Origin of the sequence: Streptomyces plumbidurans (assembly GCF_019857225.1) — a bacterium.
Taxonomy (GTDB): Bacteria; Actinomycetota; Actinomycetes; order Streptomycetales; family Streptomycetaceae; genus Streptomyces; species Streptomyces plumbidurans.
Genome location: NZ_JAFJSY010000008.1, coordinates 131487 through 155318 on the forward strand (window position 1 = coordinate 131487; position 23832 = coordinate 155318).

Annotated in this window: 24 protein-coding genes; 13 read left to right on the forward strand and 11 right to left on the reverse strand. The window is 71.2% G+C overall.

Annotated elements, in window-relative coordinates; genetic code table 11:
* Positions 1-36: 36 nt before the first annotated feature.
* The 4 genes from JYK17_RS06890 to JYK17_RS06905 form a co-directional block, all read right to left on the reverse strand.
* Positions 37-1443, reverse strand: coding sequence for a sensor histidine kinase (locus tag JYK17_RS06890; protein ID WP_234548423.1), 1407 nt, complete (start codon positions 1441-1443; stop codon positions 37-39).
* Between the two features lie 76 nt (positions 1444-1519).
* Positions 1520-2242: a response regulator transcription factor gene (locus tag JYK17_RS06895; protein WP_108015749.1), complete on the reverse strand. Its 723-nt coding sequence runs from the start codon at positions 2240-2242 to the stop codon at positions 1520-1522.
* A 128-nt stretch (positions 2243-2370) separates the two neighbouring features.
* Positions 2371-2793: a PPOX class F420-dependent oxidoreductase gene (locus tag JYK17_RS06900; RefSeq protein WP_108015750.1), complete on the reverse strand. Its 423-nt coding sequence runs from the start codon at positions 2791-2793 to the stop codon at positions 2371-2373.
* Between the two features lie 60 nt (positions 2794-2853).
* Positions 2854-4392: a CYTH and CHAD domain-containing protein gene (locus JYK17_RS06905; RefSeq protein WP_222810017.1), complete on the reverse strand. Its 1539-nt coding sequence runs from the start codon at positions 4390-4392 to the stop codon at positions 2854-2856.
* A 222-nt stretch (positions 4393-4614) separates the two neighbouring features.
* Between JYK17_RS06905 and JYK17_RS06910 the strand changes: the two genes are divergently transcribed.
* The 3 genes from JYK17_RS06910 to JYK17_RS06920 all read left to right on the forward strand — a co-directional run bounded on the left by JYK17_RS06910 (position 4615) and on the right by JYK17_RS06920 (position 8269).
* A complete protein-coding gene (locus tag JYK17_RS06910; protein ID WP_108015752.1) occupies positions 4615-5598 on the forward strand; it encodes an MHYT domain-containing protein in 984 nt (327 codons plus the stop codon).
* Positions 5599-5647: 49 nt separating this feature from the next.
* Positions 5648-7153: a metallophosphoesterase family protein gene (locus JYK17_RS06915; RefSeq protein ID WP_222810018.1), complete on the forward strand. Its 1506-nt coding sequence runs from the start codon at positions 5648-5650 to the stop codon at positions 7151-7153.
* A gap of 84 nt (positions 7154-7237) precedes the next feature.
* Positions 7238-8269 (forward strand): LLM class flavin-dependent oxidoreductase, encoded by a 1032-nt coding sequence (locus JYK17_RS06920; protein WP_222810019.1) that lies wholly within the window; start codon positions 7238-7240, stop codon positions 8267-8269.
* Between the two features lie 2 nt (positions 8270-8271).
* Here JYK17_RS06920 and JYK17_RS06925 read toward each other — a convergent pair whose 3' ends face one another.
* Positions 8272-9246 carry a TauD/TfdA dioxygenase family protein gene (locus JYK17_RS06925; protein ID WP_108015807.1) on the reverse strand — a complete coding sequence of 325 codons (975 nt, stop codon included), beginning with the start codon at positions 9244-9246 and terminating at the stop codon, positions 8272-8274.
* Positions 9247-9349: 103 nt separating this feature from the next.
* Here JYK17_RS06925 and JYK17_RS06930 point away from each other — a divergent pair, with 103 nt between their 5' ends.
* Complete coding sequence (locus tag JYK17_RS06930) at positions 9350-10180, forward strand: aldo/keto reductase (protein ID WP_222810020.1); 831 nt, start codon at positions 9350-9352, stop codon at positions 10178-10180.
* 56 nt (positions 10181-10236) lie between these two features.
* A complete protein-coding gene (locus JYK17_RS06935; RefSeq protein ID WP_108015756.1) occupies positions 10237-10848 on the forward strand; it encodes a DNA polymerase ligase N-terminal domain-containing protein in 612 nt (203 codons plus the stop codon).
* 61 nt (positions 10849-10909) lie between these two features.
* Here the strand turns inward: JYK17_RS06935 and JYK17_RS06940 are convergent, their stop codons facing one another.
* From JYK17_RS06940 to JYK17_RS06950, 3 genes are read right to left on the reverse strand one after another with little or no spacing between them, the layout of a single operon-like run.
* Entirely contained in the window at positions 10910-11377 is a 468-nt protein-coding gene (locus tag JYK17_RS06940) for a peroxiredoxin (RefSeq protein ID WP_108015757.1), read from the reverse strand.
* Positions 11374-11754, reverse strand: coding sequence for a DoxX family protein (locus JYK17_RS06945; protein WP_108015758.1), 381 nt, complete (start codon positions 11752-11754; stop codon positions 11374-11376). Before JYK17_RS06945 ends, JYK17_RS06940 begins: the two co-directional genes overlap by 4 nt.
* A 31-nt stretch (positions 11755-11785) precedes the next feature.
* Positions 11786-12577, reverse strand: a complete 792-nt coding sequence (locus JYK17_RS06950; RefSeq protein ID WP_108015759.1) for an AraC family transcriptional regulator — start codon at positions 12575-12577, stop codon at positions 11786-11788.
* Between the two features lie 53 nt (positions 12578-12630).
* On the opposite strand from JYK17_RS06950, the gene JYK17_RS06955 reads away from it, so the two are divergent.
* Positions 12631-13818: an MFS transporter gene (locus JYK17_RS06955; protein ID WP_108015760.1), complete on the forward strand. Its 1188-nt coding sequence runs from the start codon at positions 12631-12633 to the stop codon at positions 13816-13818.
* A 12-nt stretch (positions 13819-13830) separates the two neighbouring features.
* Here the strand turns inward: JYK17_RS06955 and JYK17_RS06960 are convergent, their stop codons facing one another.
* Together JYK17_RS06960 and JYK17_RS06965 are read right to left on the reverse strand one after the other, a co-directional pair.
* A complete protein-coding gene (locus tag JYK17_RS06960) occupies positions 13831-14379 on the reverse strand; it encodes a MarR family winged helix-turn-helix transcriptional regulator (RefSeq protein ID WP_222810021.1) in 549 nt (182 codons plus the stop codon).
* A 108-nt stretch (positions 14380-14487) separates the two neighbouring features.
* Entirely contained in the window at positions 14488-15156 is a 669-nt protein-coding gene (locus JYK17_RS06965; RefSeq protein ID WP_222810022.1) for a TetR/AcrR family transcriptional regulator, read from the reverse strand.
* Positions 15157-15649: 493 nt separating this feature from the next.
* Between JYK17_RS06965 and JYK17_RS06970 the strand changes: the two genes are divergently transcribed.
* Positions 15650-16333, forward strand: coding sequence for a response regulator transcription factor (locus JYK17_RS06970; RefSeq protein WP_222810023.1), 684 nt, complete (start codon positions 15650-15652; stop codon positions 16331-16333).
* A 39-nt stretch (positions 16334-16372) separates the two neighbouring features.
* Here the strand turns inward: JYK17_RS06970 and JYK17_RS06975 are convergent, their stop codons facing one another.
* Positions 16373-17065 (reverse strand): TetR/AcrR family transcriptional regulator, encoded by a 693-nt coding sequence (locus JYK17_RS06975; protein ID WP_222810024.1) that lies wholly within the window; start codon positions 17063-17065, stop codon positions 16373-16375.
* 116 nt (positions 17066-17181) lie between these two features.
* Between JYK17_RS06975 and JYK17_RS06980 the strand changes: the two genes are divergently transcribed.
* The 6 genes from JYK17_RS06980 (at position 17182) to JYK17_RS07005 (ending at position 23798) form a co-directional block, all read left to right on the forward strand.
* Complete coding sequence (locus JYK17_RS06980) at positions 17182-17931, forward strand: SDR family oxidoreductase (RefSeq protein ID WP_222810025.1); 750 nt, start codon at positions 17182-17184, stop codon at positions 17929-17931.
* A 170-nt stretch (positions 17932-18101) separates the two neighbouring features.
* Positions 18102-19004 carry an SDR family oxidoreductase gene (locus tag JYK17_RS06985; RefSeq protein ID WP_222810026.1) on the forward strand — a complete coding sequence of 301 codons (903 nt, stop codon included), beginning with the start codon at positions 18102-18104 and terminating at the stop codon, positions 19002-19004.
* Between the two features lie 70 nt (positions 19005-19074).
* Positions 19075-20067 (forward strand): non-homologous end-joining DNA ligase, encoded by a 993-nt coding sequence (ligD, locus tag JYK17_RS06990; protein ID WP_108015767.1) that lies wholly within the window; start codon positions 19075-19077, stop codon positions 20065-20067.
* A 144-nt stretch (positions 20068-20211) separates the two neighbouring features.
* Positions 20212-20988, forward strand: coding sequence for an NPP1 family protein (locus JYK17_RS06995; protein ID WP_222810027.1), 777 nt, complete (start codon positions 20212-20214; stop codon positions 20986-20988).
* Positions 20989-21270: 282 nt separating this feature from the next.
* A complete protein-coding gene (locus tag JYK17_RS07000; protein ID WP_234547320.1) occupies positions 21271-22710 on the forward strand; it encodes an MGH1-like glycoside hydrolase domain-containing protein in 1440 nt (479 codons plus the stop codon).
* A gap of 71 nt (positions 22711-22781) precedes the next feature.
* Positions 22782-23798: a questin oxidase family protein gene (locus tag JYK17_RS07005; protein ID WP_128804117.1), complete on the forward strand. Its 1017-nt coding sequence runs from the start codon at positions 22782-22784 to the stop codon at positions 23796-23798.
* The last annotated feature ends 34 nt before the right edge of the window (positions 23799-23832 follow it).

Consider the following 23832-nt stretch of genomic DNA (forward strand, 5'->3'; position numbering starts at 1 on the left):
TCGGCGCCGCCCTGAACTGGGCTTCTGTGCAGACGCTTAGAGTTCGGGTGCTGTCGTGTCGGACGTAGGTCCGGCAGCCGGCAGCCGTACGGCGAACTCGGTGTGTTCCGGCCCGCTCTGCGCCTCGATGCGCCCGCCGTGGGCCTGAGTGATGGCCGTGGCGATGGCAAGGCCCAGGCCGGAGCCGCCGGTTGCGCGGTTGCGGGAGGTGTCGCCTCGGGTGAACCGCTCGAAGACCGACGGGAGGAGGTCCGCGGGAATGCCGGGGCCGTCGTCCTGGACGCGGATCACACAGTCAGCGTCCGTGGCCTCGACGACGACCGTGACCCTGGTGCCCGCCGGTGTGTGCAGACGGGCGTTGGCCAGCAGATTGGCCACCACCTGATGCAGCCGGGCCGCATCGCCGACCACCGATGCCCGGCCGCCGTCGAGACGCAGCGCGAGCTGCCACTCGTGATCGCTCCCCGCCGCCCGCGCGTCCCATACGGCCTCGGCGACCAGGGTCGCCACGTTCACCTCCGCCTGCTGCAGGGGCCGCCCCTCGTCGAGGCGGGCGAGCAGCAGCAGGTCCTCCACCAGTCCCGACATACGCGCCGACTGGGCGGAGACCCGCCGCCAGGCCAGCTCGGGGTCGATCCGCTCGCTGCCGCGGTCCATCAACTCGGCGTACCCGGCGATCGACGCGAGCGGTGTGCGCAGTTCGTGACTGGCGTCGGCCAGGAAGCGACGCATGGCCTCCTCTCCATGCTGACGTGCGGCGATCGCATGCTCGACGTGGTCGATCAGACGGTTGAGGGCGGCGCCGACCTGCCCGGCCTCGGTGCCGGGGTCGGTGTCCCGGGCCGGGACCCGCGTGAGTGCGCCGACCTCGCCCCGGTCGAGCGGCACGCGTGCGACCTCGACGGCGGTGGCCGCCACCCGTGCCAGCGGCCGCAGTTGACGCCGGACGACCACCGCGGACACCCCGCCGGCGACGGCGAGTCCGAGGGCGGTGATCACGGCTTCGACCACGACGAGGTCGTCGATGACACTCTGGACGTCGTCCATCGGCAGCCCGGCCAGCACGGGAACGCCGTCGCCCGCGAGGGCGGTGAGTCGATACGTCCCCAGGTCCGGGACGGTGCGCGTGTGCAGCGAGCCGTCCGGGGCGATCCCGGCGAGGGCGGCACGCTGGGCGGTGGAGAGGACCTTCCGGCGTCCGTCGCCGGTGACCACCTCGGCGGCGATGACCCGTCCGTCGTCGTCGAAGCGGGCGGCGAGGGTTCCGACGGGCTGTCCGCGCTCGTCGAGGAATCCCAGATCGGTCGCGCCGCCCGTCCTGTACTGCAGACCGCCCTGGCTGCGCTCGGCCGCATCGGTGACACGCCGGTCCAGGTCCGCCAGCAGATCAGCACGCTGGACGACCACCGTGGCCGACGCCATGGCGCCGCAGACGACGACCATCGTCACGGAGAGGAAGAACACCAGACGGGCCCGCAATGAGCGCCCTCGCCGGCCGGTGCGGTCACAGGCCTCGATCTCAGTCCTCCGCGGCCCTGATCACATAACCGACGCCACGCACCGTGCGGATCATCGACGGCCGCCCTTTGTCGATCTTCGCGCGCAGGCTGTACACGTAGACCTCGACGAGATTGCCCTCCCCGTCGAACGAGGCGTTCCAGACGTGGTCGAGGATCTGCGCCTTGCTCAGCACCTGGTGGGGGTGGCCCAGCAGGAACCAGAGCAGGTCGAACTCCTTGGCGGTGAGCGGGACCGGGGTCCCGCCGCGCTGCACCTCGCGCGTCCGCTCGGCGGCCACGAGGTCGCCCAGCACCCGTACGGGTCCGTCGTCGTACGCCTCCTCGCCCGTCCCGGCGCGGCGCAGCAGTCCGCGCAGCCGGAGCATGACCTCCTCCAGCGAGAACGGCTTGGTCACATAGTCGTCCGCGCCCGCCGACAGGCCGTCGATCCGGTGCTCCAGCGCGTCCCGCGCGGTGAGCATCAGCACGGGCACCTTCGCGTTCTCGCCCCGCAGACGGCGCAGCACCTCGACCCCGTCCACGTCGGGAAGCATGCCGTCGAGGACGACGACGTGCGGCGCGCAGGCCCGGGTCACACGCAGCGCACCCCGGCCGTCCCCCGCCGTGAACGGCCGCCACCCCGCCTCGGCGACGGCCGCCGACAACAGCTCGGTGAGCTCGGGCTCGTCATCGACGATGAGCACACGAACCCCGGCCCCACGGGCCACAGCACTTGCTGACATGGGGCGACATTGCCATGCCGAACTGTGCGGGGACTGTGCTCGAATGGTGCGCTGCCGCAGTCGTCACCGGGCGCAATGTGGTCTACGGCCCGGCGCGGGGCGTACCGGACCGTGGATCAGTCTGGCGCTCAGCTCGACGCCCGGCCGCTGTCCTTCTGGGCGCCCCAGCCGTGCCAGCGCTCGACCTCGATCCAGGCGCTGACCCGGGCGCGTACCCGGTCGGGGTAGGGCTTGCCGGTGTAGTGGGTCGCGATGCGGTCGATGTCGGCGAGGCCCTGGTCGTCGTGCATCTCGGCGACCCGGCCGATGAGTGTGACGTGCGTGTACCAGTCGTCGCCGTCGAGGACGGTGAGCGTCACGCGGGGGTCGTTGCGCAGGTGCTTCAGGCGGACCCGGCCCTCGTCCAGGCTGATCAGGACGCGGCCGTCCTCCCATACGTACCAGGTGGGGGTGGAGACCGGTGCGCCGTCGGAACGCAGGGTGGCCATGATCGCCGGGTTGGGACGGGCGAGCAGTTCCTGCGCCTCGGGCGGAAGCGGCGGCTTGGACATGAACGGAACCTCCTGGTCGTGTGCTGCGAAGCAATCCTGCCAGTGCGGGACAGGTCACGGTCAGCTGGACAGCTTCTTGCGCAGGCCGGGCTTCGAGGCCTTCGTCCACACGGCCGGCAGGTCCCGTTCGTCCTCGGCGGCCACTGCCTGCTGCCAGCCGTAGAGCAGGCCCCAGGTGAAGCCGGGCTCCGCGGCGGCATGTGCGGACACGGCCAGCTTCCGCAGGGCGTCCCGGGCGACGACGGTGTCCTGGTGCTCCCCGAGCACCTTCTGCACGGACTTCACCCGCTCACCGAGCCGCTTCGCCGGCTTGCCGAGCACCGAGCGCGCCGGTTCGGTGGCGTAACGGGTCTTCTTGGCCGCCTTGCGGGCCTCGTGGAGGGCGACGTCGCGTTCCTTGCCGGGCGAGAGTTCCAGCGCGCGGGCGATCCGGGCGGCGAGGCGGTCGTACTCCTTCAGGATCGCCTTGACCATCACCTTCTCCGGCGCGCGGGCGGCCTGGCGGCGCAGCGGCGGCCGGTTTGTGAGCGTGGCCAGGGAGTCCAGGAGGGCCAGGTACCGGGGTTTGTTCAGGGCCTCGAGGCTGCGCCGGTGCGCCTCGTCGGCTCGGGCGACGTTCCATGCGCGCAAGCGGGCGGCGACGGGTCCGAGGACCAGCTCCGGGGGCAGGGCGTCGACCCGTGAGCCGATCCTCTTCACGAGCACTTCCTGGTCACGCTCCGCACCCAGCTCACCGCCCAGCCACTTGAGGTTGGCGCGGATCGGGTCGGTCACCTCGCGGTCCAAGACCGAGCGGTACGAGCGCAGGGTGCTGCGCAGCCGGCGGCAGGCGACGCGCATTTTGTGCACCGAGTCCGGCCGATGGCGGCGTACGGCGGGATCGAGGTTCACCAGGGCGCGCACCTGACGGTCCAGGTATCCGAGCACCTTGTCGCCGGCCGAGCCGGACACGACCTTCTCCGCGCGGGGAGCGGGTATGCGCGGTGCCTGGAGTCCCGTCGTCTCCAGGGCACGGGCCAGCTTGGAGGGACTGGCCGCCCGGTCGACGCCGCTCTTGGCCAGCGCCTTCTCCACGGCGTCCAGCAGCGCCGGATCGGTGCCCTCGGCGAGCTCGACCTCCATCTCGGTCCAGGCGGCCAGGGTGGGTGTTCCGCTCAGGGACTGAGCCCGTACGCCGTCGACGGTCAGTTCGGCCAGGACCGTGCCGTCGGGGTCGACGAGCTGCCGGGTGGTGCGGGTGGACCGGATGCGCACGACCGGCCTCAGCTCCGCACCACGGGTGCGTGACAGCGCCAGCTCGCGCAGGTCGTCCGGGAGGCTGTCCGACAGCGGGGCCTGCACTTCCTCGCGGCTGTCGCCCGACAGGGGCAGCTTCAGGTGCCAGCCGGCGTCGGCTCCGCCCGTCCTGCGGCGCAGCGTGGCGGATGCTCCGGCCAGACGCAGGTCCGCGGTGTCGTGGTACACGGCGTCGAGCTCGTGGGTACCCGTCTGCACGACCGACGCGATGCCGCCCACGCCCGTGAGGTCCGGGAGCCACGAGTCGTCATCGGCCGACGGAGCGTCGTACTTGCGCTCTGTCTCACGCATGGACTGAGTCATACACCTCGCGTACACGCCTCAGCCGGACTCAAACACGCCGCGGTTTCCCTGCGCATATGACACCTGAACATGGCGGATGAATGAAACTCGACCCACGGCGACCAAAGTTCACCAGTGAGAGTTGAGAATCGTTCAGTTACCGGCGGTAATACCTTGCATTCACGCCACACCTACCCGTAGACAATGCTCCACAATCTGCATGACTCTGGGGGGAGTTGACACATGCAAGGCACGGTCGACGGGTTTCGCTATGGCGCGGTGACGCCGGTGGCGGCGTATCTCATAGCCTGCTTGGGGGGAGCACTGGGACTGCGCTGCATCGTCCGGTCCCTGCGCAACGATCAGTCGTGGAAGGCCGGTTGGCTGGCGTTGGGCGCCGCGGCCATCGGCAGCGGCATCTGGACGATGCACTTCATCGCCATGCTGGGTTTCGAGGTGGCGGAGACCGGAATCCGCTACGACAGGGGGCTCACCCTGCTGAGCCTGGCCGTCGCCATCGTGGTGGTCGGCATCGGCGTGTTCATCGTCGGCTACCGCGGTGCCGGCAAGATCACCCTGGCCGTCGCCGGTGTGATCACCGGTATCGGCGTGGCCGCCATGCACTACCTCGGTATGGCCGCGGTGCAGGTGAACGGGGACATCGAACTCGACACCTTCACCGTCATCCTGTCCGTCGTCATCGCGATCGTCGCCGCCACCGCCGCACTGTGGGCGGCGGTCAGCATCCGGGGCTTCATGGCGAGTCTCGGCGCCAGCCTGGTCATGGGCGTGGCGGTGTCCGGCATGCACTACACGGCCATGGCCGCCGTCAGCGTCCATGTGCACGGCACAGGCGACGGATCCTTCTCCGGGGACTCCCCCGGTTCGCTGCTGTTCCCCATGCTCGTGGGACCGGCCGCGTTCCTGCTGCTGGCCGGAGTGGTGGTCATGTTCGACCCGCTCCTGGTGCTGGGCGACGGCGAGTGGAACGAGTCGCAGGCCAAGTCCGGTACACGGCAGGGGACTTCTGCGGCCGACGATATCCAGGAGCCAGCGCCTCAGCACAGCAACGCACTGCTCGGCGGTCCGGTGATCGCGGCCCGCCCCCGACAGGAACAGGCCTACCCGCGACAGGAACAGGCCTACCCGCGACAGGACCAGTACCCAACCGCCCCGCAGCCGCCCACGCCGCAGTGGGCCCCGCCGCCCACCAGCCAGGACTGGTGATCCGCAGTCCCCTTCTCCGCGCCAACTTGATCGTTGTTACGGTTCACCGGTGTCTGACTCCTCACGCGATACCGCCGAAGGCGCCGGCTGGGGCACAGCCGAGCGCGGCGCCTACAAGCAACTCATGCCGCCCAGGGTCGAGAAGGTCTCCTGGCTCAGCCCCAGGACGCTGTGGGCCGCCCGCAACGGCGTGCTGGCCTCCTGGTTCGGGGACCCCACCGGCCGCACCCGCAGCCGGTGGGTGGCCCAGCGCGAGGCCGCCGGGGCGCCCGCCGACAAGGTGATCCGGCGTACCGACCAGGACCGGTTCTCCTTCATGGTCATCGGTGACACCGGAGAGGGCGACGACCCGCAATACGCCGTCGTGCCGGGCTTTCTGAAGGTCAGTCAGGACACGGACTTCGCCGTCGTCGCGAGCGACGTCATCTATCCGGTGGGCAGCGCGGACGACTACGGCACCAACTTCTTCCGCCCGTACCAGGACTACCGGGCGCCGATCTACGCCATACCCGGCAACCACGACTGGTACGAGGGCCTCGGCGCGTTCATGCGCGTCTTCTGCGATGACGCCCCGCCGCTCGCCCCGGAACCGGCGCCGCGCCCGCTGTCCCGGGCCTGGATACGCAACCTCCTGTGGCACCGCCCGCGTCCGACGGACGGTCAACACCTCGACCAGGCGCGGCAGTTGCGCTCGGCCCCGGCCCAACAGGCCGTCCAGCCGGGCCCGTACTGGGCCGTCGACGCCGGACCGCTGCGGATCATAGGTATCGACACCGGTCTGCTCGGCACGATCGACGCCGAACAGGGCGCCTGGCTGCGCGAGGTGTCCCAGGGCCCCCGCCCCAAGATTCTGATCACGGGCTCGCCCCTGTACGTCGACGGGGAGCACCACCCGTGCACCATCGAGGGCGACCACGGCACCGTCGACGACATCGTCCGCGACCCCGACCACCACTACGTGGCGGCGATAGGCGGCGACATCCACAACTACCAGCGCTATCCGGTCCAGGTGGACGGCCGCACGATCCAGTACGTCGTGGCGGGCGGCGGCGGGGCGTTCATGCACGCCACCCACACCATCCCCCGCATCGACATCGCGAACGTCACCGAGAAGGACTTCCGCTGCTATCCGCTGCGCGGCGACTCCCTCGCCTTCTACAGCGGGCTCTACGGCCGCCGACTGCGGCTGCGGCGTCTGTTCGCCCTCTCCGAGGCCGAGGCGATGGCCGTGATCGCCGAGCGGCTCGGCATCCCGTCCACCCGTACCCCGGGCGAACCGGTGCGCGTCACCCGCCGCGCCCGTATCGTGGCCTCTCTGCTCGGCGCGGGCGGCCGCCCCGACCGCACCTCACGCTTCCGCCTGCCGGTCCGCAAGATCTACACACAGCTGTTCTCGCCGAGTTCGGCGACCTACAGCCCGCCCTTCTTCAAGTGCTTCCTGCGGCTGGACGTCACCCCGGAGGCCGTCCGGCTCCGCTGTTTCGCGGCCACCGGCAACCGCGCCCAGGAGATCGACCCCCCGGTCGAGGACGAGGTGGCCATACCCCTGGCCTGAGCACCCGCTGACCAGGGAACACCACCGGGCGCGGCGCAGTTTGCACCTCCGTACACCTTGGAACGATCAATGACGGAGGGGCCCATGCCGCCGACCTCACGCCCCCTGCGCAAGCTGGGCTTCCTGACCATCGGGCTGTTCGACGAGGCCGATCCGCGCCGGGGACACGAGTCCACGCTGGAGATCATCGAGCTGGGCGAGCGGCTCGGTTTCGACAGCGCGTGGCTGCGCCACCGCCATCTCCAGTACGGCATCTCCTCCCCCGTCGCCGTCATGGCGGCGGCCTCGCAGCGCACCAGCCGTATCGAGCTCGGCACAGCAGTCATCCCCCTCGGCTGGGAGAACCCGCTGCGGCTGGCCGAGGACCTGGCCACGGTGGACGTCCTGTCCGGCGGACGCGTCAACCCAGGTGTCAGCGTGGGCCCGCCGATGCACTACGAGCAGGTCAAGGAGGCGCTGTACCCGGACACCGCCGACGCCGAGGACTTCTCCTACGAGCGGGTGCGGCGCCTGCTGGCCTTCGTACGGGGCGAGAGCGCCACCCGCTTCAGCGGCGTCGAGGGCTTCGAAACGTTCTCCGACCACGTGCAGCCGCACTCCCCCGGTCTGGGACGCCGGATGTGGTACGGCGGCGGCAGCCTGGGCTCGGCGCGCTGGGCGGGCGAGCAGGGCATGAACTTCCTGGTCAGCAGTGTCGTCAAGGCGGAAGGGGCCGAAGGGCCGGACTTCGACTTCGCGGAGATCCAGCTCTCGCACATCCGCGCCTTCCGCGCCCACCACCCCGACGGCGAGAACGCCCGCGTCTCCCAGGGCCTGGTCGTCATCCCCACCGACTCCGCCACCCCCGAACAGCGCGCCAGGTACGAGGAGTACGCGGCCAAGCGCACCCCCCGTACGACGTCACCGCAGGGCCCGGCCCGTCTGCTGTTCGCACCGGACATCGTCGGCACCTCCGAGGAGATCGCCGAACGCCTCCGCGCACACGCCGCGTTCCGCGAGGTCGACGAGGTCGCGTTCGCCCTGCCGTTCACCTTCGAGCACGAGGACTACGTGCAGATCCTCACCGACATGGCCACGAAGCTCGGTCCGGCGCTGGGCTGGCGGACGTCGAACTGACGTCACCAGCGCCCGGGTCGGGTTCCCACGACCGGCTCCGAGGGCCTGCCGTCCACGCCGACCGGGATGTCGCCCGTGAGCATCACGCGGTGCATGATCCGCGGAAAGTCCAGGTGCGCGTTGTCGCTGGGCGCGAGGTGAATGGTGGCGCGGTTGTCCCAGAAGGCCACGCTGCCCGGCTCCCAGCGGAAGCGCACCGTGTACTCGGGTCTGACCGCCTGCTCCAGCAGCATGTCGAGCAGGGCCCGGCTCTCGGGGCGGGAGACGCCAGTGATCTGCTCCAGGTAGTAGCCGTTGACGAACAGCACCCGCTCCCCCGTCTCCGGGTGGACCCGGACCAGCGGGTGCACCGAGGCGACCTGGTGGTCCAGCAGATGCCGTAGATACGAGTCGTCGCCGGGCCGTGGCTGGTAGCCGACGCCGAGCCGGTGCTCGGCCCGCAGTCCGTCGACGAACTCCCGTACCGGAGCGGACAGTCCGGCGTAGGCGGCGGCGAGATTGGACCAGGTGGTGTCGCCGCCGTAGGGCGGTACCGTCTCGGCGCGCAGGATCGTCGCCGCCGGTGGGTCGATGCGGGCGCCGTGGTCGCAGTGCCAGCCGCGCAGCAGCGTGTGCCGCCGGCGCTGCAGCCACTCCTCGTGCTCCATGCCGAACTTCCCACCCAGCTCCAGCCGGTCGGCGGTCGTCTCGACCTCGGGGAAGTCCGGCGGCGAGGCACTGCCCCGCTTGCCGAGCACGACGGTCTCGCCGAACCGCCGCGCGAACGCCACATGCCCCGCATGGTCGAGCCGCTGCCCGCGGAAGAACACCACCTTCCAGCGCAGCACCGCCGCCCGGATCGCGGCGACCACGGCATCATCCAGGTCACCGGCCAGATCGACTCCCGTGATCTCCGCCCCGATGTGCCCGGCGACCGGTCGCACCCCGATGCCCGCGGCCCGCGCGGCGTCCGTCACCGTGTCCCGCTCCGTCGTCATACCCGCTCCGATGCTCGCCCCGACGGGCACCCCCACCCGGTTGATCACAACTCACACTATCCGTGAGGCTGGGGGTACGGCACAGTCGAGGAAAGGTCCCACGGTGATCAGCATCCCGGCACACCAGCTCAACGACGGCACGACGCTGCCCGCCCTCGGCCTGGGCACCTGGCCGATGAGCGACGAGGAGGCGGAGGGCGCCGTGTCCGAGGCCCTGGAGGCGGGCTACCGCCTGGTCGACACGGCCACCAACTACCGCAACGAGTCCGGCGTGGGCCGGGGTGTCGCCCGCAGCGGCGTCGGCCGCGAGGGGATCGTGCTGACGACGAAGCTCCCGGGCCGCCACCACGGCTACGAGGAGACCCTCGCCTCCTTCGAGGAGTCCCGCAATCGGCTCGGCGTGGAGTACGTCGACCTGTATCTGATCCACTGGCCGCTGCCCCGCGTCGACAAGTACGTCGACTCCTGGCGGGCCATGATCAAGCTCCGCGAGGAGGGCCTGGTCCGCTCCATCGGCGTCTCCAACTTCACCGCCGAGCACATCGAGCGGCTGGAGAAGGAGACCGGGGTGCTGCCGTCCGTCAACCAGATCGAGCTGCACCCCCTCTTCCCGCAGGAGGAGCTGCGCGCCTTCCACGCCGCCAAGGGCATTCTCACGGAGAGCTGGAGCCCCCTCGGGCGCGGCAGCAGTTTGTTGCAGGACCCCACCCTCGTCGCCGTCGCCGAGTCCCTCGGCGTCACTCCCGGGCAGGTCGTCCTGCGCTGGCACACCCAGCTGGGCGCGGTCCCCATCCCCAAGTCCTCCGACCCCGAACGACAGCGGCAGAATCTCGACGTCTTCGGCTTCGAACTGGACGCCTCCCAGCTCGACGCGATCGCCGACCGGCCCCACCGGCGCATCGGCGGGGACCCCGAGGTGCACGAGGAGTTCTGAGGCGCCTGACCGGGTACTCGGCCACCCACGGCACAGGTTCACGGAAGGAGCCGGAGGTGGCCGAGCGGAACGGGCTGCGGGACTACCACCACAAGCGCGACTTCGGACGGACGGGCGAACCGCGAGGGCAGGCGTCCGGCACGGACGCCGAGCCCCGGTTCGTCGTGCAGATCCACGACGCCAGCACCATGCATTTCGACTTCCGGCTCCAGGTCGGGGACGTACTGAAGTCGTGGTCCGTCCCCAAGGGCCCCTCCGACGACCCGCACGACAAACGGCTCGCCGTGCCCACGGAGGATCATCCGCTGGAGTACGAGGAGTTCGAGGGTGTGATCCCCGAGGGCGAGTACGGCGGCGGCACGGTGATCGTGTGGGACCACGGCGTATACGAGCCGCTGAGCCACGACCGGAAGGGGCGCTCCGTCGACTTCGAGGAGTCCCTGGAACACGGACACGCACGCTTCCGGCTCAAGGGCTCCAAGCTCCACGGCGAGTACGCCCTGACCCGCTTCCGCGGCGAGCAGGACGAGGGCAGGGAGGCCTGGCTGCTGGTGAAGGCCGGCGGCGCGGGGTCGGGCGGCCACGGCACCCCGGACCCGCGCCGGGCCCGCTCGGTGACCAGCGGCCGCACGCTCGCCCAGGTGGCCGCTGACGACGGGGAGGGGTGAGCGCCCGCGGCGCACGGTGAGAGGGGAGGAGGAGTCGTTGCGGCCCTCCTCCCCCGGGCCGTCACTTCTGGTGTGCACGCAAGGCGCTGAGAGCCCGGTCGGCGTGGGTGTTCATCCTCAGTTCGCTGCGGACGACCTCGAGGACGGTGCGGTCCTGTGCGATCACGAAGGTGACCCGCTTGGTCGGCGCGAGGCTGAATCCGCGCTTCACGCCGAACCGTTCGCGGATCGTGCCGTCGATGTCGGACAGCAGCGGCATGCCGAGGTTGTGGCGGCCGGTGAACTCCTGCTGCTTCTCCACGGTGTCGCCGCTGATGCCCACGGGCCGGGCGCCGACGGCCGCGAACTCGGCGGCCAGGTCACGGAAGTGACAGGCCTCCGCGGTGCAGCCGGGGGTCAGCGCCGCGGGGTAGAAGAAGAGCACGACCGGTCCGTCGGCCAGCAGCTCGGACAGCTTGCGCGGGGTACCGGTCTCGTCCGGCAGCTCGAAGTCGTCGAGCCGGTCACCGACGTTCACCTGCTCGCTCATGCCCGGCCCTCCCCGTTCTTCGCGATGCTGCGGGCCCACAGGACGAGGGGCAGCTGCAGCGGCAGCCGTCCCATGGCCACGGCCTTCTGGGACACGGGCCGGAGGCGCCAGTCGACCGCCATCTTGACGTTGGCGGGGAAGACCCCGACGAAGAAGGCGGCCGTCGCGAGGGCGGCGGCCTTGCGCGTGCGCGGCAGCGCGACCGCGGCGGCGAGGGCGAGTTCGGCGGCGCCGCTCGCGTAGGTCCATGTCCTGGGGTTGCCCGGCAGCGCGCCCGGGATGATCGCGTCGTACTGGCGTGGTGCGGCGAAGTGGGTGACACCCGCTGCGGCCAACAGGCCGGCGAGCAGCAGGGGCGAGCGTTCGGACCGTGACACGGTTCCTCCTCCGATGACCTGACGAGGGATGTTACCGGAGGGTAGAGGCAGCGGTGAGGCCGGTGTCCGCGCCATGCCAGGTCCGGCGATTGTGGGTGCCCGGCGTGTAGCCGAACGAGCGGCGGAAGACATCGATGAAGGCGCTGGCGGAGGCCCAGCCGCACCGGTGGGCGACGGTGGTGACGGGGATGTCGTCGGCCAGCATGCGCAGGGCGTGGTAGAGGCGGGACTGGGTGCGCCATTGCGGGAAGGTCATGCCGAACTCGTCTCGGAAGAGGCGGCTGAGGGTGCGTTCACCAGCGCCGGTCGCGGCGCCGAGGGCGGCAAGGGTGCGCTGCTCGGCCGGGTCCGCGTGCACGATCGCGCAGACGGCGGCGAGGCGGGGGTCCGTGGGGGTGGGCAGCCGCATCGGCTGCTGGGGCGAGGCGCGCAGTTGGTCGCGCAGCACGGCGAGCAGTCGGCGGCGTTCGGGGGTGTCGTCGTCGGGGTCGCGGGTGTAGGCGAGGATCAGCTCGCGCAGCAGGGGGCTGACGGCGAGGACGGCGGGAGCGTCGAGACCGAGCGGGTTGTCGGCGGCGGGCAGGCCCACGAAGTGCAGTTCCAGCTGACCGTGGGCGCGGTGGGCGTGCACGGTGCCCGCGGGGACCCAGATGGCACGGGTGCCCGGCGCGAACCAGGTGCCCGCGTCCGTGGTCACGGCCACCATCCCGGAGCCGGCGTAGGCGATCTGGTGCTCGTCGTGCCGATGCGCGTCGATACGTTCGCCGGCGGCCAGGCTTCTGGCCCGGGTGGGCGCTTTCGGCGTGTGGCGGATGTTCGACACAAGCAGGCAGATTATCGGAAGCGGGCCAGACACCGGCCCGGGACGATCGCAAGGTGTCCCGTTCCCTCAACCGTCCCATCACCCTGCTGTCCCTCGGGCACGTCTGTGTCGACGTGTACCAGGGGGCGGTGGCCGCGCTCGTGCCGTACTTCGTCTCCGAGCGCGCCTACACCTATGCCGCGGCCTCGGGCATCGTGCTGGCCGCGTCCCTGCTCTCGTCGGTCGTACAGCCGCTGTTCGGGGTCCTCACCGACCGGTGGCCGATGCCGTGGCTGCTGCCGCTCGCCGCGCTGACCGGGGGCGCCGGTGTGGCCCTGAGCGGTGTGGGCGGTTCGTACGCGCTGACGCTCGTGGCGGTCGCGGTGTCCGGAATCGGCGTCGCCGCCTACCATCCCGAGGCGGCCCGGGCGGCCCGAGCCGCCGCGGGTGGCAGCAACACGGCCATGAGCTGGTTCTCCCTCGGCGGCAACATCGGTTTCGCGCTCGCGCCGCCGCTCGTGGCCGCCGTCGTCGCCACCGGAGGCCTCGACGCCTCTCCCCTGCTGGTCGTCCCGGCCGCGGTGGGGGCTGCTCTGTGTGCGGCGGCGGTGCGTTCGCCGGGACGCCGCACCGCCGCCGCCCGCAGGGCCGTGGCCACCGGCGTCGACGACTGGCCGTCGTTCCTGCGGCTGTCGGGTGCGATCGTGTGCCGCTCGGTCGTCTTCGTCGGCCTGAGCGCCTTCGTCTCGCTCTACGTCCGGCAGCGCACCGGCGGAGGCGAGGCGGCGGGCACGACAGCGCTGTTCGTGCTGTACGCGGGCGGTGCGCTGGGCACGCTGGCCGGTGGCCGGCTCGCCGACCGGTACGGGCGGCTCACGGTGGTCCGCCGGTCGTACGCGCTGACCGTGCCCGCCGTCGCCGGCGTGGTCCTCGTACCCGGCCCGGCGGTCTATCTCTTCGTCGCGCTCACCTCGGCAGGCCTGTACGTCCCCTTCGCCCTCCACATCACCCTCGGCCAGGACTTCCTGCCGCGGCGACTCGGCACCGCGAGCGGGGTCACCCTGGGCCTCGCGGTGAGCGCGGGCGGGCTCGCGGCCCCCGTCCTCGGCTCTTTGGCCGACGCCACCTCCCTGCACACCGCCCTGCTCCCTCTGATCGCGCTGCCCGCCGTGGGCCGGTTGCTGCTGTGCGGCCTGCGCGAGCCCGCTTCCGCGATCGAGAAGCCGCCCGTGCACCGGCACCCCCGTACGACATCGGCGTGAGGCGGCACAGGGTCAGGGGTTACCGGCCCGTGCGACCGGCTGCTCCTCCGTGTCCTCGTCGACGGTGTAGGACAGGAAGTCGTCGACCATGCGGTGGAACAGGGTGGCCAGCTGCCGAAGCTCCTCCGGTGTCCATGAGGACAGCGCGAGTTGCATACCTCGGGCACCCACCTGCCGGACCCGTTCGATGGCCTGCTGGCCGGCCTCGGTCAGCTGAATGCGCTGGGCCCGGCGGTCGGCGGGGTCGGGGACGCGGGTGACATAGCCGGACCGCTGCAACTGCTGCACGGTGCGGGTGACATGGGACGCCTCCACACCCAGCCGGTTGGCCAGCTCCCCCGGACGCAGCGGATCCGCATCGGCCACCTGCCGCAGCAGCGCCACAGCCGCGCGGTCCAGCGGCACTCCGGCCAGCGCCATCAGCCGCTCGTGCTGCCGTGCGCGCGTGCTGAGGTACGTGACGCGGGTGAGCGCCCGCTCGATCTCGATGATCTCGTCCGAGGCGGGAGGGGCGGGCCGTTCGGGGGGTGCGGGGAGTTCGGGGAGCGGCGGTGTGGGCATGCGATTCACTTTAGCAGCTAGTTGCGTAACTCAAGTAAATCACCGCGACGGTACGGGTCCCGGCCAGCCGGTACGGTTCCGGCTGACCAAGACCGGTGCAGTGCCGGTCTATTCGGGCCGACCGGTGGAGGTCCCGGTCGTCACAGGTGCCAGCCACAGACCGACGACCGCGTCCGCCAGACCGGTGGCGGCGTCGTCCCAGTTGGAGCGTGGTGTGGCGCGGTTCTCGGCGATGGCACGCTCCCGTTCGGCGGGCATGTGCACGATCAGGTGACGGACCATCTCGCCGCGTTCCGCGCGGACATCGGCGGGCAGATCGGGCAGACACCGGTTGAGCCCGTCGATGCACTGCTGCAGTGACGGCGAGGCGAAGGACTCCTCGACCAGGATCTGGTGGAGCGCCGGGTCGGTCATCAACTGTGCGCAGAACCGTGCGAACCACGTGGGACCACGCAGCGTCCCGAGATGCTCGGGCAACGGGCGAACCAGGCAGTCCACCCAGTCCCGTACGTCGGTGAAGTCACCGATCCGGGTCAGCAGCCGGCTCCGGATCTGCTCCGTGTGCCCCGCGTGCCGGCGAACGATCGCACGGACCAGGTCGGCCTTGGTGCCGAAGTGATAGCCGACCACGGTGTTGTTGCCCTGGCCGGCGGCCTCGGCGACCTGACGGTTGGACACCGCGTTGACGCCGCGCTCGGCGAACAGCCGCTCGGCCGCGGTCAGGATCAGCTCCCGGGTCGCCCCCGCCCGCTCCGCCCGTACCGTCCTGCCGGCCATGCTCACCACCGCACCGGGACTTCACTCAGCCCTGCGACGGCCAGCCCCTCGGACCGTCGCGGGTCCGCCGACGGTACGGCGGGCTCCAGTGACGAAAGCCTACGCAACAGCACGTCGGGAGCGGTCTGCGGCTTGGCGTGGGCCCGGCTCGACTACGGTCGAGCGGCTTGCGTGACGTCTCGTGCGGCCACTTGCCCGGCACCGGACGGGGGGCAGTTCGCAGAGGCAACCGCACTCCGGTCGGACCAGCTGCCGCCCGTCGCCGACGAGGAGGCTCACTCACCCGCAAGGCCCCGCCCCAATCGGCCCGCGGCCGAGCTGGTCGAACGGCCGTCCAGCCCCGCCTGACCTCGCACCTTCCCCGCAGAAGGGCACTCACTCGGCCACGGAACAGAGCCTCTCCCGCCCGACGTTCCCGTCGATCATCGCTCACCATGGTTTCCAGGACGGGAATCCCGAGACGAGAAGACCTGAGACGAGAAGAACGGACACCATGACCATCCGCGTGCTGCTCGCCGACGACCAGGCCCTCGTGCGGGCCGCCCTGCGGATTTTGCTCGACTCCTGCGACGACATGGAACTGGTCGCCGAGGCCACCTGCGGCGGCGAGGCCGTCGCCCTCGCGCGCGTGCAGCGCCCCGACGTCGTCCTGATGGACATCCGGGTGCCCGGCACCGACGGCGTGGTCGCCACGTCCGAGATCTGCGCCGACCCGGCCGTACCGGACACGCGCGTACTGATCCTCACCACGCGCGAGATCGACGCGCGCGTCGCCGACGCACTGCGGTCCGGTGCGAGCGGATTCCTGGGCAAGGACGTGACGGCGGACGTACTGCTCGACGGTATCCGGACCGTGGCCTCGGGTGACTCACTGCTCTCCCCGCTCGCCACGCGCGCGCTGATCAACCGGTTCCTGGTCGTACCGGCCGCTGACGCACCACTGATCACGTCCGAGGACCTCGCGGCATTCACGGACCGCGACCGCGAGGTGGTCCTCCGGGTCGCGGAGGGCCGCTCCAACGCGGAGATCGCCGACCGGCTCGACGTCAGCCCGGACTCCGTACGCACACAGGTCCGCCGAGTGATGGCACAGCTGGGCGTCCGCGACCGCGCCCAACTCGCCGTCCTCGCCCACCAGTCGGGTCTTGTACGGACACAAGCGCCCGCGAGCTGCTGACGGCTCACCGCGGACCGCCAGCCGCCGCCCGCCACCCGCTCAGTCCGCGGACAACTTGTCCAACCACTGCTCCAGCAGCGCCGACTCCGCCGGTGTGAATCTCGGGGCCTGCTCGGCCCGCAGACGGGCGGCGAGCGTCGCGGCGGCCACCGGGACGTCGCTGCCGCGCTCGCTCGGCTTCGCGGTGCCGGTCGGACGGGTCAACGAGTCCAGCACGGCGTCGCGCAGCCGCTCGGAGAACTGCGGGTCCGGGTACTGCTCCGGCCTGGTCAGCATCGACAGGGCCGCTCCGACATTGGCGGACATGATCATCTGCGTCGCGAGGGCCGGTGCAACGGTCAGCCGTCCCGCGGCGGCGCAACGTTCAAGGATCCCGTGCAGCAGTGCGTGTGCCTCCTGGGCCGCCGCGGGCGGGGCCGTCAGCTCGGGCGAGTACATCAGGCGGTAGTGATTGGGGTGCTCCAGCGCGAAGCGCATGTGGTTGTCCCAGCCGCTTTTTAGGTCGGCGACGGGATCGTCGCTGGGCCTGGCCGCCCGCTTGGACGCGAGGTACTCCTCGAAGCCCCGGTCGACCACGGCCGCCAGCAACCCGGCCTTGTCACCAAAGAGGCGGTAGAGCATCGGCGCGCCCACCCCTGCCGCCTCGCACACCGCGCGCGTCGAGACATCCGCGGCCGACGCCTCGGCCAGCAGTTTGGTGGCCGCATCCAGGATCTTTTCCGTCGCATCCATGGGTTCACGGTACGCCATTCGTAGCAGCGATACGAACAGGGTGTACCAGCGCTACGAATCCGTGTTATCGTCGATACGAAGACGCCGTAGCAACGCTAACAGCGAAGGAAGCAACCATGCCCACGCAGCCCCACACCAACCAGCGCGTCGCGATCGTGACGGGCGGATCACGAGGCATCGGCCGGCAGGTCGCCCAGCGGCTCGCCGCCGACGGAGCCGCCGTCGTCATCGGGTACGCCGGCAACAAGGACGCGGCCGACGAGGCCGTCGCCGCCATCGAGAAGGCGGGCGGCACCGCGCTCGCCGTCCGCGCGGACGTCGGCGACGAGACCGAGATCGCCGCCCTCTTCGACCGGGCGGAGGCGACGTACGGCGGCGTGGACGCAGTGGTGCACGCGGCCGGGCGGATGCCCCTGTCCCCCGTCGCGGAGCTCGACCTCGGCGAGCTCGACTCCCTTTACCGCACCAACATCCGCGGCACGTTCGTCGTCGACCAGCAGGCCGCTCGCCGGCTGCGCTCCGGCGGAGCCCTCGTCAACTTCTCGAGCTCGGTGGTCGGCCTCGCCTTCCCCGGCTACGGCGCCTACGCCGCGAGCAAGGGGGCCGTCGAGGCCCTGACCCTGATCCTCGCGCGGGAACTGCGCGGCCGGGACGTGACCGTGAACGCCGTCGCGCCCGGCCCCACGGCGACCTCCCTCTTCCTCGACGGCAAGGACGAGGAGACCGTCGCGCGCCTTGCCGCACAGCCACCGCTGGAGCGCCTGGGGACGCCGGAGGACATAGCCAACGTCGTGGCCTTCCTGACCGGCCCCGAGGGCCACTGGGTCAACGGCCAGGTCCTGCGGGCCAACGGCGGCATCATCTGACGGCGCGCGATCTGACGCCGCGCGCCGCCTCGGAACACCTCCAAAACACCGGACCCTCCCGAACACCGGACTCCTTCGGGACACCGGACTCCTTCGGGACACCGGACCCCTTCGGGACACCGGACACCACCGGGACACCGGACCCTTTCGGGCCATCGAGAGGAACAGCCATGAACGACAGCAAGGTCATTCTCGTCACCGGCGCCTCCAGCGGCTTCGGCGCCCTCACCGTCCGTGCGCTCGCCGAGCGCGGCCACACGGTCTACGCGGGCATGCGCGCCCTCGGCACACGCAACGCCCGTGCGGCAGCCGACCTCGCCGCACACGCGGACGAGCACGGAGTCGATCTGCGGGCCGTCGAGCTGGACGTCACCCGGCAGGACAGCGCGGACGCAGCGGTCGCCCGCGTGGTGGACGAACAGGGACGCCTCGACGTGCTGGTGCACAACGCCGGGCACATGGTGCTCGGCCCGGCCGAGGCCTTCACCCCCGAGCAGCTTGCGGACGTCTACGACACCAACGTGCTCGGCACCCAACGCGTCAACCGGGCGGCCCTGCCCCAGCTGCGAAGTCAAGGCCAGGGGCATCTCGTGTGGATCGGCTCCTCCAGCACGCGCGGAGGGACCCCGCCCTTCCTCGCCCCGTACTTCGCGGCGAAGGCCGCCATGGACGCCCTCGCGGTGAGCTATGCCGCCGAGCTCATACGGTTCGGGATCGACACCTCGATCGTCGTGCCGGGCGCCTTCACCTCGGGCACGAACCACTTCGCCCACGCCGGGACACCGGCCGACACCGACCGTGCCGCGGCCTACGACGCGCGGTACAAGGCGCTGATGGCCGATGTGAACGAGCGGCTGGCAGGCTTGATACCACCGGACGCCGACGTCTCCGCGGTGGCGGACGCCGTCGTCAGGTCCGTCGAACTGCCGCACGGCAAGCGGCCGTTCCGGGTCCATGTGGACCCGAGCCAGGACGGCAGCGAGGTGGTGTCCGCGGTGGCCGACCGGATCCGGGTGGAGTTCTTCCGCCGAGTGGGGCTAGACGACCTGCTGATGCCGGCGGCCAGCCTGTAGGCAGCGCCGTTCAGGGGAAACCGACGGCCGGGGCGAATGGCGGGGGGCCACGGCGTCGACATCTCACCCCGTGACACTCCCCCTGATCCGCCCCATGCTCGCCACACCCGGGACGCTGCCTCCGGCCGCGCAGGACGCCCGCTGGGCGTACGAGACCAAGCAGGACGGACAGCGCGTGGTGGTCTACGCCGAGGGGGACGGCGGTCTCCTGCTACGGGCCCGGTCCGGGGAGAACATCACCGCCGCGTACCCCGAGCTGCAACCGCTGGCAGCGATGCTCGGCAAGACGCCCGCCGTACTGGACGGCGAGGTGCTGGCGATGGACGAACAGGGCCGCGCCGACTTCCAGTTGCTGCAGTCCCGCATGGGGCTCGCGCACGCTCCGGTCAAGGCGGCGCGTCAGGCCGCGAAGGTGCCCGTCCACCTGGTCCTGTTCGACGTGATGCATCTGGCGGGGCGGCGCCTGACCGGGCTCCCCTACACCCGGCGGCGCGGGCTGCTGGAGGAGCTCGGCCTCGACGGTCCGTCCTGGTCGACGCCCTCCGCGCTCGTCGGGCACGGCGAGCAGGCCCTGCTGGCCACCCGGGAGCACGGACTGGAGGGTCTGGTCTGCAAACGGCTGGACTCGGTGTACGAGCCCGGGGCGCGCTCACGGGCCTGGGTCAAGATCCGCAACATGCGGAGCGAGGACGTGATCGTGGGCGGCTGGCTGCCCGGCAAGGGACGGCTGTCGGGACTTCCCGGCGCCGTGCTCGTAGGGCAGCGGACAGGGGGCCGACTGCGGTACGTCGGCGGGGTGGGCACCGGGTGGAGCGAGGCCGAGCGGACCCGTCTCGCCGAGCTGCTGCGGGCGTCGGAGACGGCCGAGTGCCCCTTCGACCCGGTTCCGGCGGCGCCGGGGGCGCACTGGGTGCTGCCCAGGCTGGTCGGCGAGGTCCGCTACAGCACCCGTACCCGGGCCGGAATGCTGCGCCAGCCGTCCTGGCTGCGGCTGCGGCCCGACCTCGCCCCCGAGGACGCCGCTGCCGATCTGCCGGGCGATCTGCCGGGCGATCTGAGCTGACGGCTCGTCATGAACCGATTATTGGGCTGCGTTTCACCACGGGTACGCCTGTGGCCTCTTGGCGCGGAAGGGAAAACTCGGGATCCTGAACTCCCCTTCCCCCCACAGCTGTTGGGCTGCGCTCGGACTTTCGAGGAGGACTCAGTGGCGTCACCGAAGTTCAAGACGAACCGCAGACGTTTCCTGACCGGCCTGGCCGGTGCGGCGGCGCTCGTCGTGGCCGTTCCCGCCGTCGCCTTCGCCGCGCCGCCGCAGGCGCTGCCCGTCAACGCGGAGGCCGCGGAGCTCGCCTACCAGCCGGCCTTCGACTACGACACGGACGGTTGCTACTCCTCACCCGCGATCGGCCCCGACGGCACCATCAACGGCGGCCTCAAGCCGACCGGCGCGCTCAACGGGCAGTGCCATGACCCCTCCGACCTCGACAACACCAACAGCTACTCGCGCTACAAGTGCAACAACGGCTGGTGCGCCTATATGTACGGCCTGTACTTCGAGAAGGACCAGGCCCTCCCAGGCACCAGCATCGGCGGGCACAGCAACGACTGGGAGCACGTGGTGATCTGGGTGCAGGACGACCAGGTCAAGTACGTCTCGACGTCCAACCACGGCTCGTTCACCGTGCACGCGACGTCCGAGGTCCGCTTCGAGGGCACCCACGCGAAGATCGTCTACCACAAGGACGGCATCGGCACGCACTGCTTCCGGCTGGCGAACACGAACGACGAGCCGCCGGAGAACGACAAGCACACCTGGCAGTACCCGCCGCTGGTCGGCTGGAACGGCTACCCGGCGGGCCTGCGCGACAAGCTGAGCGCGTACGACTTCGGCAGCGCCAACTTCGGCCTGAAGGACAGCAACTTCGCCTCGCACCTCTCGTCGGCGAAGCCGTCCGGCATCCCGTTCGACCCGAACGCCTGACGTCACGACCGTCACCGGGCTACTTGTCCCTCGCGACCGCCACCGGACCGCTCGTTCCACCGCGACCGCCACCGGACCGCTCGATCCAACGCGACCGCGCACCGAACCGCTCGTTCCTCAGCTCCCGGAGGCATGCTGGCTCCGGGAGCTGAGGAAGGGCGGGTCATGCCGGTCGACGGGATCAGGGGCCGTGGGCGGTTGTCGCGGCGGAGCCTGCTGGCCGCTACCGCACTTCTCAGCCTGGCGGGTGCGGGGTCCCGGGCCCGGGGTAACGGCTACACCATGCCTGTCCTCACCTTCGCCGACCCGGTCACCCGGCGCAGCCTCGGCACCGTCTACACGGCCGCGCTCACCGCCCTGGCGGGCAGTCACACCGTCCGCGCCGACCCGGCGGTCTACGACAGGGCGGGGCTGCTCGCCTACCCGCCGGGCACGATCGTGGGGGCCGGTGGTGGCTATCCCGCGCCCCAGCGCTGGACCCGGGACGCGGCCGTCAACGCCTGGAACGCGGCCAGCTTGCTGGCACCGGTCGTCGGCCGCAACACCCTCTGGTCCGTCGTCGACCGCGGCCCGCACGGGCCCGTCGTACAGCAGGACGACCAGTGGTGGGACCAGGTCGTATGGATCCTGGCCGCCCGGCACCACTACCGGATCACGGGCGACCGCGAGTTCCTTTCCGAGGCCTACCGCACCGGCGCCAACACCCTTGCCGCGCGCCGAAGGAGCGACTTCGACACCGGCCTGGGCCTGTTCCGGGGTCCCGGCTTCATGAACGACGGCATCTCCGGCTATCCCAGCCCACCGGCCTCACCGGCCGTTCGCTCCTCGTTCGTCCTCGACCATCCCGGCACCGGACGACTGATGTGCCTGTCGACCAACTGCCTCTACTACGGCGCCCATTCGGCGCTGGCGGACATGGCCGACAGCCTCGGTGACGCCGAGCAGGCGGCATCGCTGCGTGCGGACGCGGTCCGACTGCGCACGGCGATCGACCGGCACCTGTGGCGCGAGGAGGCGGGTACCTACGCCTACCTCCGTCACGAGGGCGGCACGCTCGACACCTCGCAGGAGGGCGCCGGACTCGCCCTTGCCCTGCTGTGCGAGGTGGCGGACGGCGAACGAGCGGGCCTGGTCCTGGACAACACCCACTGGCAGCCGCACGGCATCGTCGACGTGTGGCCGCACTTCCCGCGGTTCGACGACGACAGGCCCGGACGGCACAACGTCATGGTGTGGCCCGTCGTCCACGGGCTGTACGGCAACGCGGCCGCCGCCGCGGGCCGCACCGATCTCTTCGCCCGGTCCGTCGAACGGCTCGCCGCTCTCGTCGCCCGCAGCGGGATGCGCTTCTACGAGGTGTACGACTCCGTCGGCGGCGAGGTCGACGGCGGCTGGCAGGAGGGTGGGAGCGGGCGGACCGAGCACTTCGTCTCGCAGCCCGACCAGACCTGGTCGGTCACCGCGTATCTGCGGCTGATCCACGAGGGTCTGTTCGGGCTGACGTTCGCCGAGGACGCCGTACGGCTGCGGCCGTGTCTGCCTGCGCACTGGGGCCCGGTGACCCTGCGCGGTCTGCGCTACCGGGACATGACGCTCGACATCGGTCTGAGCGGTGGCGGCAGCCGGGTGCGCTCGTGCACGGTCGACGGACGCCCGGCGGAGCCCGTCGTGCGCGCCGACGGGACGGGGCACCACACGGTGGACCTGGTCCTCGGGGTCTAGGCCCTGAGGCGTGCCGGGCTTGGTTCCCGGGCCCGATCCGCCGCCGTCGTCCGCTGCCTAGCGTCGAATCCATGGAGATGAGCGACACGAGCGGACAACTCGAAGAAGCCCTGGAACGGGTCCACGCGACGGGACCGGAGCGCCTCGGACGGCTCTCCAACCACGCCCCCATGGTCGTAGAGGCCCTGGCGGCGCGCGGGCAGGCGGGGGCGGTGCATCGATGGCTGGATCTGTACCGCAGCAAGCTGGAGGACTTCCCCGACCGGGTGGCACCCGTTACGGACGACAACTGGCGCGCGGCGCTGGGCGATGTGCGCCGGGCGGCCGACTGGATCGACCATTTCTCCCGCACGCTCGACGAGCGGCCCTGGCGGTCCGTCCTCGCGGAGTGGTGGCCGCGTCTGCTGCCCGGCATGTACGGCGGCGCCACGCATCCGGTGATACGGGTCGGCCATGCCGTACGCACGCTGGAATCCGGTGAGAACGCCCCACGCCGCGCCGAACTCGCCCATGCCCTGGGCTACTGGGCGGCGCGTCACCACACGGTCGCCGGTGTCGCCGCGCTGCCCGGAGCATCGACGGCCGCGGCCTCGCTGGACGCCGTACCCGCGATCGAGGAGGGGCACCAGGGGTTCTCGGACCGGCTGGCGGCCGTGCGCGGGATTCCGTCGTGGGCGGCGGAGGTGAGCGATCCGGTGGACGCGCGGGAGCGGCTCACCGAGCTGGTGACGGCGGCGACACACCGGTACGCCACTCATGGACACGGCGAGGCGACCATGCTCGTCCACGCCGCGACCGCACCCAACGCCGTGCTCCGTACCCTGGATTCGCTGCCCGGCGAGTTGTGGGCGCCGAGTCTGCACGCGGCCTGGACGGCGTCCGCGGCGGTCACCGCGATGTACGCGCCCGCCGAGCCCGTCGACTACGCACCCGCGTCACGTCCGAGCCCCGAGGACGTCGTGGAGCGGGCTCTCGCGCACGGCGACGAGCATGTCATCAAGTTCGCGGACACGGCCCTGGACGTCGGCGACGACCGGGCTCTCGCGGCGGCCGTGCGGGCGATCGAGATGAGCGAGCCGCTGGTCTGACCCCGACACACGAACAGGTCTGCCGGGCCGTGCG